Raw genomic sequence first — 13,733 nt, forward strand, 5'->3', positions numbered from 1 at the left:
CTGTAGTTCATAGGCCGGATACCTTCATTCAGCCTTTTATCCTGTATCCACTTACGTGGCGGCATCCAAAAGGTTTTCTGAAAATCTCTTTTATATCCTGAAAGGCTTCTTCCGGTGAGTTGTGCAAACTTTTCAATAGGGACATTGAAATGGAAATTGCTCAGCATAAATTTTTCTAGATCCATCTTATAAGGCGCTGCGAAATCAAACAAAAAGTTACGCAGTGCCGGAACAGCTATCAGTATCAACTTGATTCCCTCTTTCACCTTTAAAAGTCCCATCTCGTCAGTCATTTCATGACCAGCGCTTCGCGCAAAGGGAATGACCGACTGGAAATAACCTTTGATAAACGCATTATTGGGGAGGCATATGTTCGGAAGGCCAGTGTATTTACCCTGAGCTTCCATTTTTTCCGCTAGTGCTATCTGACGCATCAGATCTTCTTGCAGTGATATGACGATAGTTTCATAGTGACCACTTGGCCCGGGGGTTTTAGTCAAGGTTCCCAGCTGATTTTTGTGAATGAGCTATACTTCCCCGGCAGATATGTTTACATGCTGCTCAGCTGTTTCCAGAACCATCTGGCCCGAGACCTGTAATACCAGGGTACGGTGGTTCCAGACGCATGCTTTCTCTTTCTTCAGAGAAGAAAGGTAAGAATAGAATATCACGCCGGAAAGTATTTCTGCTGGACTTTCCATTTATCTTTGTAAATAAGTGCCACCTTCGATAGTACCTATTGCAAATGTAGTGTTTAAAATATTCATCTCCTCTGGGGTAAATACAATTTCCATCGCAGCAATATTTTCGGGTAGTCTTGATCTGCGGCTCATACTCACCAATGGCATGATATTGTCGCCCTGTTCTTTTACCCATGCAATCGCAAGTTGTGTAGGGGTGACATTTTTACGTTGAGCAATTTCTTTTAATACTTCCACTTTCTCAAGATTATGGATCAGGTTATTGCCCTGAAAACGGGAAAAGTGATTTCGATGGTCATCCGCAGGAATTGGCGCTTGTAGGTTACCGGTTAGCAGTCCTTCTGCCGTATTGGCAAATACCACGACACCGATCCCTAATTCTTTAGCCGCAGGCAACAGCTCATTTTCGATCTGACGGTCAGCCAAAGAATAACCTATTTCCAGTGCACTGATGGGATAAATGCTGTTGGCTTTATGGAGCTGATCGGCGGTTATTTCCGATACGCCGATATGACGTACTTCTCCTTGATCTATCAGGTCGGCAATCGTTCCGATGATGTCTTCTATTGGCACACTGCCATCCATTCTACAGGGTTGATATAAGTCGATAGTTTCAATGCCCAGACGGGTCAATGAATAGTTGACAAAATTCTTGATCGCTACAGGACGGAGATCCAAACCGATCCATTGGCCGTTGTGGAAGATAGCACCAAATTTGACACTGATGAAAGCATCATCTTTTCCCATCTATGATTGACACCTTCAAAGTTTTCGGCGCTCGACGCCATAATATAAAAATTAACTGAACTGTTTGCGAATTTGTAATGGTATGTGTACATGAGCAAATCACATAGACCTCTTAGTGGAGGTAAATTAGTTTGGCCAACTATTTCGACTATGTTAACCTTCTCATTAATCAAATACAGTTGATAGAAATCAATAATAACAGTAGGACCAGATGAGGACCAGTATAAATTTGATCGCGACACTGCTACTCCCCATAAGTAGTAAGTACACACACTTGGACACGAATGTCCGGTCTAAAAATGTGTTATTTTGGTAACGCATCCATTTTGGTCTAAGCTGTTTTAGTATATATAGTTACTATACATCCCTCACCGAAAGCTTCTGCTGAAATAATATTGGTCCAAATGAGATTGAACAGGAGATTAGTAAAACAGGCATTATAAATCTTAGTCGCTTTGGATTGAAGCTTACTAAATCAAATTGTCCAAATGCTTTAAATGCATATGTCCCCACCTACGCATATCGCGGACGATCGGATAAATGCTTTCGCCGTATTCTGTTAAATAATATTCAACTCGTAAAGGAACTTCATTGAAAACCTTTCGGCTGATAATACCATCAGCCTCCAATTCCCTAAGTTGTTTTGCAATTGTTCGCTCACTTATTGTTGGCAGTGTCTTTTTCATCTCCGTAAAACGGTTTCTATTTTTCCCTATAAGCATAATTAATGTAGTCTTACACTTCCCCTTTATGACCTGCAGAAAAATATCCGACGGGCAAACTGTTTCAATCTTTTCTATTTCTAACATTATTTTATCCCTTGATAATCAATAAACTAAACTTTTGTGCAGTATGTGATTATTTTGTAAGTTATTGCTTTTTAGTGTTTTAATTTTCAAATTTACTCAAAATTATTTTTATGTATAATACATTCAGGGCCTTAATGGTCAGAGAAGATGAAGGAATTTTCAAAAGCAAAGTTGAAGCTGTCCCTTTTGATGAGATGATCGAAAACGATATACTGATTAAAGTAGCGTATTCATCCGTAAATTACAAAGATGCACTCTCTGTTTCGGGAAATAAAGGTGTAACGAGAAAATTTCCTCATATACCAGGAATTGACGCAGCAGGAAAGGTAGTTTCTTCTAGATCAAGTCGATTCAATAAGGGAGATAATGTGATTGTAACAGGATATGATCTGGGAATGAATACCTGGGGAGGATTTGGCCAATATATTAGTGTTCCAGCGGAGTGGATCATCCCATTACCGGCGGGACTAACCCCATTGGAAGCCATGTCATTTGGTACGGCAGGTTTGACGGCTGGTATTTCTGTTTATAACTTGATTAAATCAGGGATTACCCCCAACAGCGGAAAAATTGTAGTAAGTGGTGCTACCGGAGGAGTAGGAAGTCTTTCTGCGGCTATTTTGTCAAAGATTGGGTATAATGTCGTCGCCATATCCGCGAAGGGCACGGATTATTTTCAGCGTACTCTTGGCGTTTCCGAAGTCATATCAAAAGAAGATTTTATTGCAAAATATGACGCGCGTGCCATGTCAAGTACCGATTTTGCGGCAGGTATTGACTGTGTAGGGGGGAAGATCCTATCCGGAATAATAAAATCATTGCATTACAATGGAGTAGTAACCTGTTGTGGAAATATGGCATCTGGAGATCTAAATACAAGCATATATCGATTTATTTTAAGAGGCGTCAAGCTGATCGGAATAGATTCGGTGGAGCAACCATTAGAATTTAAGGAAGAGATATGGAATTTACTTGCAAAAGATTTCAAACCTGAATTTCTATCAGACATGGTACAGGTAATCTCAATGGATGAATTAACACACGCATTGGATACAATTCTAAAAGGCGGTGCTAAAAGGCGTTTTGTCGTTAAGCAGTAATATTCATATTCGCCCCCATCTTCCTCGTCCTCAGTTGCTGTTGTGCTGTTCGGATTTTTTATAAATGGAATTCACATTATATTCTTTTAATGAGTACTTGGTGGATAACGCAGTTTACCCACCATCTAACCTATTGAGGTGTAGCCATTCAATCGTATAGCTTCCATTACGGGATCCATTTTGGATTCCGCCCACTATTCATCCCGTAGACTGTCGACCGGATTGGCAACTGCCGCCCTAATGGCTTGGATGCTTACTGTTAATTGTGCAATCAAAACCGCTACCAAACCCGCTACTAAAAATACCCACCATTCTATGTTGATGCGGTAGGCAAACCCCTGAAGCCACTGGTGAATTGCCCACCAGGCAAGGGGCGAAGCGATGACCAAGGCAAGCAATACTAATTTAATGAAGTCTTTCGATAGCAGCTCTACAATGCCAGTAACCGATGCCCCAAGCACTTTACGGATACCGATTTCCTTAGTACGCTGCTTAGCAACAAATGTAGCTAAGCCAAATAAGCCAAGACAGGAGATAAAAATAGCGATACCTGTAAAGACCAAAAAAGTTCGCCCCATTTTTTCATCTGTAGTATATTGACGGTTAAACTCCTCATCCAGGAAAAAATATTCATAAGGGCTTTGAGGGAAGAGTTTATGCCATTTCTTTTCTACGAAGGCCGTCGTTGAAGACAGGTTCGCAGTATTTAGTTTCAGGCTGATATAGTTAAACCGCCAGGGAACGACCGCCATGATTAACGGTTCGATGGGCGCTTGGAGGGAGCGGTAGTTAAAATTTTTATACACGCCAATAATCTGTCCCATTGCCTGAAAACCGGTGCTCAGCCGTTTGCCGATAGCCTCTTCTGGGGACGCCCAGCCAAATGCACTTACGGCTTTCTCATTGATCAAAAATGTAGTCTCCGCATCAGTTTGCGTTCGTTTATCGAAAGGCCGACCAGCAATCATTTCAATTCCATACGTATTCAAAAAATCGGCATCCACAAACAGGTAATACATCGATTGGCTTTTGTCATCCGCTTCGCCCAATAAGGAAGCGCTATAATTAGCTACAGCTTTTCCCGGTATGCTGGAGGAAGCGGCAACGCTGCCCACCGAAGAATGGCCGCCGAATTCATCCTTGAGCTGCTCCAGCCGGTCAGCAATCGAAACACCACCCTTTATGGGCAGAATCAGTGTCTGCTCCTTGTCAAAGCCAAGCCGCTGATCTTTCATATAGTTCAACTGTTTGTATACGGTAAGCGTGCCCACAATAAGGATTATTGAGATGGTGAACTGAGACACAACCAATATTTGTCGCAGCAAGGTGCCTTTATTGCCCATATCTATTTTGCCTTTCAGTACCGTCACCGGCCGAAAAGACGATAAAAACAATGCCGGATAGATGGCCGCAAGGATCCCAACCAGCAAGGTAAGTCCCAGCAATACCCCTGTGAATTGAAAGGTGAAAATCTGGCCCAGCTGATAGACCTGACCGGACAGGTGTTCAAATAAGGGTTTAATCGCCATGACAAGTAACAAGGCGGAAATAAGCGCGAATAGAGTAAGTAATATCGATTCGCCCAAAAACTGATTAAATATGCTGGTTTTAACCGCGCCCACCGCTTTGCGGACCCCGATTTCCTTGGCTCGGTTGGACGATTGTGCTGTTGTAAGGTTGATATAGTTCAGGGAGGCGATTAGTATGATCAGCACGGCGACCACGATAAATATATACACATTCGCCGCGTTTCCCGGTACTTCGGCTTCATTACTTAAATCCGAATGGAGGTGAATGCTTTTTATGGGTTGAAGAAAGTAGCGATAAGTAGTTCCCCATCCTTTTATCACATCTCCAACATAACGATTGGCAGCCGTTTCGATTTCTTTTGCAAAATCGGAAATATTGGTGTTCGGGGTAACCTTGATATAGGTGTAGTACATGGTTGAATGCCAGTTCTGGATATCCTCATTAAACCAGCTTTCCTTTTCAACCGTTGCAAGTGAGGTAATGAGGTTAAACTTCATGTGGCTGTTATCTGCTAAATGCTTCATGACCCCCGTAACCTCAAACGGTTCATCATTGACAAGCACGGTTTTTCCGATAGGATCTTCCGCACCAAAGTATTTTTTTGCCGTTTCTTCAGCAATGAGTAACGTGTTTGGCCGGTTTAAGGCAGTTTCCATAGTTCCCTTGCTTAATGGAATGGTAAAAACATCAAATATCGAGGGGTCGACCAGGAAGAAGTTATCTTCGTAGAAAGCATTTTTTTTGCCGTATTTTATCAGCTTATTATTCTGCCGCCATAATCGGACAGCCGCGTCCACTTGGGGAAAATCCTTTTTGAGTGCAGGAGCGAGCGGCCCGCAGGTAGTGGCAAAAATCCGGTTGGTTTTACTGCTCTGGATATCCACGGCAATCCTGTAGATCCGATCGGACTCGGTATGATAATCATCGTAACTTAATTCATTCCGAATATAGAAAGAAATGATCAGGCAGGCCGCTATGCCAATGGCTAATCCGGCTACATTCAAAAATGTATAACCCTTGTTTCTTTTCATATTGCGCAACGCGATTTTTAGGTAGTTTTTTATCATGGTTTTTTGCTTTTAATCCGCCAGCCTCCAAATAAAAATAAGATTGAAAGACCTAATGATTTTCAGATAGGTCTAAAGAAGGCTTCATTCAACGTTTAGACGGTTCCAATAAGGTTGCCAATTGTATAAGTGTCTTATATTCATGTTTTTATTGGTTTTTTATTGCGATAAGTGTTCGTATTTGAACACCCGTTGTTCGTATTCGGACAGCGGATGGTTTCGGGTAGAATGAATATTTTTGATTATATACATTTTCCTGCTCAAAAGAAATATATCAATCGGAATGCACTACCTATTATTTAGTTAAACGTGCTATTCATTCAATTTCCAATTTTGCTTCAACCATGTACAATCTTGAAAGCGGATAAATCAGTCAGTTACTGCCCTAATAATATCTGCAATGCTTTTTTACCACTTTCATTGGCAGGATTAATTTCCAATGATCGGCGATACATCATAATCGCTTCTTCTTTTTTACCTGTTTTCATCAGCGCTTCAGCATAACTGTCAAAAACGTTGAAACTGCGGGGAAAAAGCATGGTATTTGTCCTCAAAACACGCCACTGTGCCAAACCACTTTTCCTCCACTGGTATCTTTGAAAATAAACCACCCGAGGCCATAAGCGGCCTGGTCTATGCCTGATCGGCGATAAGGGATGCTGCCATCGTTCAACCGGTTTGGGGTGAACATCTGCTCCATACTTCGTTCGCCAATCAATTTCCCTTTATAAAGTGCTTGGTCAAATGCCAGCATATCATGCACCGTACTGGCCATATTGCCAGGGCCCTGAAAACCTACCCAATTAAAGGTGAACCTTTTCAACTGCTTTACCCATTCGATGGGACGGAGGGTATCTACATAGTGTATGGGTCTATCATATTTGCGGGCATAACGTGGGTCGTAATCGAAGTCTGCGTTCAGGATTTCAGAATTTAACATTTTCGCTGGTCTAAATATGAATTGCTCCATATAATTTCGAAAGGAAAATCCACTTTTATGTTCTATAAGTAATGCTAAAATACTATAATTAGTGTTACTGTATTCAAATTTGTCGCCCGCATTAAAATGCAGGGATTTGTTAAAGGATTTCAAGGCAGGAATGATATCCTTATTTGTGTACTGACGTAATGAATCTTTTTGGAGTAGTGGACCAAATAGTTCATCGGTATTAGGTAGGCCTGAGGTATGCGCTAATAGATGGCGTACTGTAATTTCGGGATAAGGAAAAGCCTTGAGATATTGGGCAACTTTCCCGTCGAGCGATAGTTTGCCTTTTTCTATAAGTTGGAAGATTCCGACCGCTGTTACCGGTTTTGAAACAGAGGCCAGAACAAAACGAGTATTTAGCTCATTGGTTTTACCAGCTGCAGCATCGGAAATGCCATAAGCTTTTTCATATAGTATCTTTCCATCCCCGGCGATCAGGACATTGCCATTGATGTTATGATCGGCATTGAGATTATCTAAAAAAGTGTCGATTTGCATGACAATATTCGGCATTTGAGCCTTTGAATATCCACTGATAATCAAGCCCAGGATCAATAAACTAGCGATGCGTACAAAATTTTTCATTTTAGTCGTTTTTTATTAGACGCAGTAAGTTGGTTAATGTTGCACTGTATACCAAACCTATTCTTAAGCATCCTATTTTGTCGCTATTTTCTATAGATATTTTAAAATCTATGCACATAAATTTTAGAGCTCAAGCGAGCATCTAGCCAATATGGCCTACCTCGTTAACCTTCAAGGGAGGCCTTTTTGTTTAAAATTGTAAAATGAAACCTCTGGAAATCTTTTGCCGAAATCGGGTAATGTACGCTCAAATTACCGTGCATGATAAAAGCATGGGTAGGAAAGATTATCATCCTTACAACAAAAATGGTCTTGCTTATTATGTTTTCAGGAAATCTCAGGGAGAGTGGCAATTGGCATACGGTGTACTCGCCGATGACATCAAGGACGCGTGCATTGACGCCCTTATACTTCGCTTTGATACGGATGTGCCTGAGTTATTTTATCATCATGGAAAACGCCAGGTCGTGGAAGTTCGGGCCAAGAAATACAGCCTTTGGCATATATACCTCAATAATGCTTATGTAGGAAGTATTCAGTATGACACCTTCACTAAACAGTTCAATTATCACCTTGAAGACAATGGCTTATTGACCGATGATCACGTGCAAAAATATATAGTCCTGATACAACGTGGGGAATTAAAGTGGATAAAGGACGATATTCGATGAAAAACGATATAAAAGGAATAAAAAACCTTGAGTCTGGGAGGGGCGAATCCTGTTTGGTTTTAAAAAATCTATTTCTAGCTATTGAGCACGGAGTACTAGCTGTCAATAAGTTTTCTATTATCGGATTTTTGACTATAGATGAACTAAGCTCTAAAAAATATTTTACGTTGATGGATTAGGTGTGGATGATTATGGAAGAACTTTTTGATTAAATGCCTGTCGTTATCTTTTGAACAACATTTTCTAAGAAATGAACAACTGATATCTCAAATAATCTAGCAAGCTTTACAGAGCCTGTAAAGTAACTATTTTGGTAAATTCATAAGTAGGTCCTTTGCAGGTACTTCTTGAATTTTACCATCAACTTTTACCACCAAACTCTCACCCTTTGCAGCACTTTCTTCTGCCAATTTTCGTAAAGCCTTTTGCACTCCTAAACGAATTCGTTCAGCAAGATTGATATTTTCAATATTTACCTTATCGTTCATTATAGTATTTCGATTTTAGTGTTGACCAAATTTCGCTATTTGAAACGAATTCTCCAAATTTATCACCTTGAGCAATTATTTCGGGTATTAGATCCATGTTATCAAAAACCAGCCATCGATCACATATCGGAATATAAATGTTAAACAGGTTTTCTAAACCACGATGATATCGTCTTTCTATCACATCAGATGGAATATTGTGTCCCCCGTTTTCTACTCTCTTCTTTACACGTTGTATGGCTAGTGAATGTGAGTCGAGCCAAAAATAGAGTACAGTGACTGAATACCCCAGTTTTTGAGCTTCGACTACTAAATTTTTATAGCTTCGAGTGGAGAGCGTTGTTTCAAATGCAAAATCAGCTTTATTCTTCATCAATTCCGCTATACGCTCCAACATAATTCGTCCAGCTGATACAGCTACGCTTTGCGGGTTGAAAGGAGAAATACCTGCTGCTATGTTGTCGGCATTTACAAATTCCCTGCAATCTAATATCTCCGGTAACACGGTGTAACTAGCGGTTGTTTTTCCTGCTCCGTTGCAGCCAGAGATAATGTAGATATTTGGCATATGCTGTTTTTTTGTTAAAATAGGGAAAATTGACCAAATTTTAATTTCTTATTTAAAATTGGTTATTTCAGTAGCGGTAGTTTACTCACTTCAAAAGCGGAAGGAGCACAAAGTTCGAGTAGGCTTTTTTTAACAGCCCTACAGTTTCCAGTAACCAACCCTACATCCAAACCAATACCTTAGCCCTACGATTTGTAAAAATCTTGAAAGTTAATAGCTGTAAACATCTTAATCAAGCATACTAATACCAATTCCAACATTCCAATAGCAGCCAATGTTGTCATCGGCACCAATATCTTTAGCGACATAGGAGCGAGCTATGTAGATTTCTTTGGCGGTCGCTCTACCAGCTATGAGAAGAAGATGCAGGAAATGTACAAGGGTGTTACCGAAACACTCAAGCAGCGTGCATAGACGCCCTTATACTTCGTTTTGATACGGATGTGCCTGAGTTGTTTTATCATCATGGAAAACGCTAGGTAGTGGAAGTTCGGGCCAAGAAATACAGCCTTTGGCATATTTATCTCAATAATGCTTATGTAGGAAGTAGTCAGTATGACACCCTCACTAAGAAGTTCAATTACCACCTTGAAGACAATTGCTTATTGACCGATGATCACGTGCAAAAATATATAGTCCTGATACAACGTGGGGAATTAAAGTGGATAAAGGACGATATGAGATGAAAAAGGATATAAAAGGAATAAAAAAACCTTGAGTCTGGGAGGGGCGAATCCTGTTTGGTATTGAAAAAAATTATTTCTAGCTATTGAGTACGGAGTACTAGCTGTCAAAAAGTTTTCTGTCACCGGATTTTTGACTATAGATGATCTAAGCACCAAAAATATTTTACGTTGGCGATCAGGCGTGGATGATCATGGAAGAGCTTTTTGATAAACGATGGATGTCATTATCTTTTAAACAACATTTTCTAAGAAATGAACAACTATTATCTCAAATAATCTAACGATCTTTATAATAGATAAACGCCGCAAGCCGTCTGAAGATATTAAAAAGTTAAGCAAGCAAGAGCATTAGATAATAATGTCGCAGTGAGCAAGCGGTGGTCGTTCATTAAGATATTTCGATTTTTAGTGTTGACCAAATTTCGCTATTCGAAAGCCAATTTTTTGAGTACCGATTACTAAATTTTTATAGCTTCTAGTAGAAAGCGTCGGGAAAAATAATTTTATTGATTATTCGATATACTTCTGTTGATTTCATTTTAGCTCAATAAAGTTTTCTAAGTATTTAGCTCACCAAAAAAAATAAAATCCATTTCAAACTAGTTGATACCTTAGGAAATGTCGTGCGTGAAAGAACGAGGAAAATTAAGCCCGAACAGCAAAACTTTGTTTCTTTCAGAAATACCGACCTTGACATCTATGTATTAGTTATTAGATTCTTTACTGAGACTATTTGCTTTGCACTAGATAACCATGGTGATTTAGTCGTGCCGAGTGAGTCGACAGCTGGCGGTTTTCTTATTCTCTTTCCGCTCGCCGGCGCCCATAACCATGATGCATATACTTATTTCGCGTGGATACAGTCGCCAATTGAAAAATATAGATCGTAAAGAAATAATTTTAGCGGATTTGTTTCCGTCATTCAACTACTTTTGAAAGACATTTTTGGTCTGCTGCTATTCAGTCTTCTTTAGTTAGATGCAATTGAAGAAAACCGTTTTTAAGCTTCTGTCCTTTGTACTTGAATTTTGAACTTAACTCCTCATTGTTTGCCAAAATTGCTCCAGCTCCAGTGATTATAGGGCTGACGTTAAAATAAATATCGGTAACCAAATCCTTGTCCAAAAAAGCGTTGAAAGTACCTGCTCCACCTCCAACGGCTATTCCTCGTACCCCTTTTTCAGATATATATGCAATTGCCTCTTCAGGACTTGCTACAGTCTTGTATCCATCAGCCGTATAAGATTTATCGGCCAATACGATGATTTCTATGCCATTAAAATGTTCTTTTACTTGATCTGGAAAATTTAGAAAATTTTCAAATGTTTTCAATCCTATCACTACATTTCCAACCTGCCTTACAAATTGTATGTAAAATTCCATTGCTTCCGGTGGCAGTTTATGATGCGGATTATCGGATATCAAAATTCTTCCATTAGCCGAAATATTTGCGATTACTGTTACTTTCATAATGATTTTCTTTAAATTTCTGTACAACAAAACTATTGGATATTCAATATATATTTACTATTCATTACCTTTAGGAAAGTAACTATCTTATGAGCAATAAAAATATTGATAAAGAAACTATATTGGCATTAAAAGATGGCATTGAATTGCTCAGTGGTAAATGGAAATTTTGTATTCTGCACAATTTGCAGAAACACGGCACAATGCGGTTTAAAGATCTGCAAGAGATGGCTCAGCGAATATCCCCAAAAGTTCTATCCAAGGAACTTCAGGAATTAGAAGATAATTTGCTGATTAGTAGAACGGTTAATGACACCAAACCTGTAACCGTTTCTTATGCGCTTACTGCCTATGCTAAAGAAACGGAGGAAGTTGCCAATGCTTTAATTAAATTTGGTCTAAAGCATAGAGACAAAATTAAAGCAAAATAAGGTTTCTATTTTAACAGCTCAATTTTGATTCTATTATAGAACTATCATGAACTTTGCTATAGGATTCTGACCGGTCAGAATCAAATTTGAAACTCATACCGAACAAACTATTTCCTTCAGCAAGTCGGATCTGTACTAGTTTCCATCCCAATATTATCTCCCATAGATACCGGTTTACGTATAGAACGTGCTCATTTCCATTTAAAAACAGTATATCCGTTCAAGGAAATACAGCTAAAAGAATGATATAACTGCATTTGCCAAAAATTTTATAATTTTGTTTTAGGAGATTTAGTTCTGAAAATATCCTTATTCGAAACAAGTATGGTGAATATTTTGTATATTTAGACAACGGAGATTATTATGGCATCAGCATTAGAATTGAGAGAAGAGCGCAAAAAATAAAATCAAGCAGCGAAACAGGCTTCTGAAATTGCGAATAAGGAGAATCGGGCATTAGATCTATCCATCCAGGTTGTCGAGGACGGATACGTCGTTTAGAAACATATAGATGGGAGCCGTCAGATTATTAAAAAAATAGATCGGATAAAGAGTAAAGTTAAATTAAAAAAAGGTATTGTTTTATGCCTAGAGCCAAAAGGTTAAGAGTATTTGCCGGTCCAAACGGTTCGGGTAAATCAACTTTATACAAACAAATTAGTAGCCAGTTTAATACTGGCTATTTTGTTAATTCAGATGAGATTGAACAGGAAATTGGTAAAGCAGGTTTTATAAATCTTAGCCGCTTTGGATTGAAGCTTACTCAGGAAGACCTGGATCAATTTCTTGGCCAGGACCATTCTATCACCCTATTACAATAAGCCGTAGAATCTGGACATCCTATATCCATTGGAAGTTCTTCTGCTATGAAAACAGTAATCACCATTGTATCAGCCAAAATATCAGGTCTAATTTCAATATCTTCTAAGCAAAGCTGAAACAAGGGAAACATTAGATTTCCATTTTTGTCTTTCGGAATTTCTTCATCTTCTTTGTATAAGTAAACTTTTCCTATCCAACTTTCAGAAATAGAATTTGTTGGCCTAAAACCTCCTGTTTTAAATTCTATAGCTTTTCTTACAATCTGATGTTTTATTTTATTTACTTCATTCATTGTGAATCGCGTTTGGGCAATTGCAGGTAATAATTGTATTGGCGAAACTAATATACTAAAAGTTTAGCCTATCCATCCTTATATATGTATTTCCACTACCGTCCCAGACGATTAGACAATTTGTATCAAAAAATGACGCATAGTGTTTTCAGTCAGCTTAGACCGGGATAGTGGAATCTGTCCCATCTTGTAAGCTTTATACGTATGAAAATATTTGTGAAGAGGCTACGGTTTCCTGCAACCAGCCCTACATTCAAACCAATACCTTCGCCTTACAGTTTGTAATAATCTTGAAAGTTAATAGCTGTAAACATATTAATTCAGCATATAGATGCCAATTCAACTTTCCAATAGTAGCCAGTGTTTTCACCGACACCACTGCCCTTAGCGATATAAGAGCGAGCTATGTCGATTTCTTTGGCGGTCGCTCTACAAGCTATGAGGTTCCTCATCCATACAATTGCATATAAAAAATGAGAAACCCTAAATATCTTTACTGTATAAATATTACTAATATTATTAGTAATATTGTAGCATGAAACCGCTAGAAATCTTTTGCCGAAATCGGGTAATGTACGCTCAAATTACCGTGCATGATAAAAGCATGGGCATGAAAGATTATCATCTTTACAACAAAAATGGTCTTGCTTATTATGTTTTCAGGAAATCTCAGGGAGTGTGGGAACTGGCATTCGGTGTACTTGCCGATGACATCAAGGAAGCGTGCATTGACGCTCTTATACTTCGCTTTGATACGGATGTGCCTGAGTTGTTTTAT

14 protein-coding genes and 1 pseudogene are annotated in these 13,733 nt (G+C 39.0%); 5 read left to right on the forward strand and 10 right to left on the reverse strand.

Going from position 1 to position 13,733, the window contains the following annotated elements:
• From B3E92_RS03190 to B3E92_RS03200, 3 genes and pseudogenes are all read right to left on the reverse strand, one after another.
• Nucleotides 1–500 (reverse strand): annotated as a pseudogene (locus tag B3E92_RS03190) (AraC family transcriptional regulator); the annotation flags it as partial.
• 201 nt (nucleotides 501–701) lie between these two features.
• Nucleotides 702–1,448, reverse strand: coding sequence for an aldo/keto reductase (locus B3E92_RS03195; RefSeq protein WP_286895355.1), 747 nt, complete (start codon nucleotides 1,446–1,448; stop codon nucleotides 702–704).
• 470 nt (nucleotides 1,449–1,918) lie between these two features.
• Complete coding sequence (locus B3E92_RS03200; protein WP_286895356.1) at nucleotides 1,919–2,257, reverse strand: winged helix-turn-helix transcriptional regulator; 339 nt, start codon at nucleotides 2,255–2,257, stop codon at nucleotides 1,919–1,921.
• A gap of 110 nt (nucleotides 2,258–2,367) precedes the next feature.
• On the opposite strand from B3E92_RS03200, the gene B3E92_RS03205 reads away from it, so the two are divergent.
• The gene (locus B3E92_RS03205; RefSeq protein ID WP_286895358.1) at nucleotides 2,368–3,357 is read left to right on the forward strand and encodes a YhdH/YhfP family quinone oxidoreductase; all 990 of its coding nucleotides are present in this window, start codon (nucleotides 2,368–2,370) and stop codon (nucleotides 3,355–3,357) included.
• Between the two features lie 194 nt (nucleotides 3,358–3,551).
• Here B3E92_RS03205 and B3E92_RS03210 read toward each other — a convergent pair whose 3' ends face one another.
• The 3 genes from B3E92_RS03210 to B3E92_RS03220 form a co-directional block, all read right to left on the reverse strand.
• Nucleotides 3,552–5,954 carry an ABC transporter permease gene (locus B3E92_RS03210; RefSeq protein WP_286895359.1) on the reverse strand — a complete coding sequence of 801 codons (2,403 nt, stop codon included), beginning with the start codon at nucleotides 5,952–5,954 and terminating at the stop codon, nucleotides 3,552–3,554.
• 377 nt (nucleotides 5,955–6,331) lie between these two features.
• Complete coding sequence (locus B3E92_RS03215; RefSeq protein WP_286895361.1) at nucleotides 6,332–6,493, reverse strand: tetratricopeptide repeat protein; 162 nt, start codon at nucleotides 6,491–6,493, stop codon at nucleotides 6,332–6,334.
• An 11-nt stretch (nucleotides 6,494–6,504) separates the two neighbouring features.
• Nucleotides 6,505–7,527, reverse strand: coding sequence for a serine hydrolase domain-containing protein (locus tag B3E92_RS03220; protein WP_286895363.1), 1,023 nt, complete (start codon nucleotides 7,525–7,527; stop codon nucleotides 6,505–6,507).
• A 203-nt stretch (nucleotides 7,528–7,730) separates the two neighbouring features.
• On the opposite strand from B3E92_RS03220, the gene B3E92_RS03225 reads away from it, so the two are divergent.
• A complete protein-coding gene (locus tag B3E92_RS03225) occupies nucleotides 7,731–8,198 on the forward strand; it encodes a hypothetical protein (RefSeq protein ID WP_286895365.1) in 468 nt (155 codons plus the stop codon).
• A 305-nt stretch (nucleotides 8,199–8,503) separates the two neighbouring features.
• Here the strand turns inward: B3E92_RS03225 and B3E92_RS03230 are convergent, their stop codons facing one another.
• Together B3E92_RS03230 and B3E92_RS03235 are read right to left on the reverse strand one after the other, a co-directional pair.
• Nucleotides 8,504–8,686 (reverse strand): hypothetical protein, encoded by a 183-nt coding sequence (locus B3E92_RS03230; RefSeq protein ID WP_286895367.1) that lies wholly within the window; start codon nucleotides 8,684–8,686, stop codon nucleotides 8,504–8,506.
• Nucleotides 8,676–9,254: a zeta toxin family protein gene (locus tag B3E92_RS03235; RefSeq protein WP_286895369.1), complete on the reverse strand. Its 579-nt coding sequence runs from the start codon at nucleotides 9,252–9,254 to the stop codon at nucleotides 8,676–8,678. Before B3E92_RS03235 ends, B3E92_RS03230 begins: the two co-directional genes overlap by 11 nt.
• Before the next feature lie 264 nt (nucleotides 9,255–9,518).
• On the opposite strand from B3E92_RS03235, the gene B3E92_RS24340 reads away from it, so the two are divergent.
• Complete coding sequence (locus B3E92_RS24340) at nucleotides 9,519–9,668, forward strand: heavy metal-binding domain-containing protein (protein ID WP_376781298.1); 150 nt, start codon at nucleotides 9,519–9,521, stop codon at nucleotides 9,666–9,668.
• 1,232 nt (nucleotides 9,669–10,900) lie between these two features.
• Here B3E92_RS24340 and B3E92_RS03240 read toward each other — a convergent pair.
• Complete coding sequence (locus B3E92_RS03240) at nucleotides 10,901–11,410, reverse strand: dihydrofolate reductase family protein (RefSeq protein WP_286895371.1); 510 nt, start codon at nucleotides 11,408–11,410, stop codon at nucleotides 10,901–10,903.
• 89 nt (nucleotides 11,411–11,499) lie between these two features.
• Between B3E92_RS03240 and B3E92_RS03245 the strand changes: the two genes are divergently transcribed.
• On the forward strand, nucleotides 11,500–11,841 hold the full coding sequence (locus B3E92_RS03245) for a winged helix-turn-helix transcriptional regulator (protein ID WP_286895372.1): 342 nt from the start codon (nucleotides 11,500–11,502) through the stop codon (nucleotides 11,839–11,841).
• Between the two features lie 778 nt (nucleotides 11,842–12,619).
• Here B3E92_RS03245 and B3E92_RS03250 read toward each other — a convergent pair.
• Nucleotides 12,620–12,955: a hypothetical protein gene (locus B3E92_RS03250; protein ID WP_286895373.1), complete on the reverse strand. Its 336-nt coding sequence runs from the start codon at nucleotides 12,953–12,955 to the stop codon at nucleotides 12,620–12,622.
• Nucleotides 12,956–13,490: 535 nt separating this feature from the next.
• Between B3E92_RS03250 and B3E92_RS03255 the strand changes: the two genes are divergently transcribed.
• On the forward strand, nucleotides 13,491–13,733 hold a 243-nt coding region (locus tag B3E92_RS03255), incomplete at its 3' end, for a hypothetical protein (RefSeq protein WP_286895374.1).

The organism is Sphingobacterium sp. UBA6317, assembly GCF_002440385.1.
GTDB classification, from domain to species: domain Bacteria; phylum Bacteroidota; class Bacteroidia; order Sphingobacteriales; family Sphingobacteriaceae; genus Sphingobacterium; species Sphingobacterium multivorum.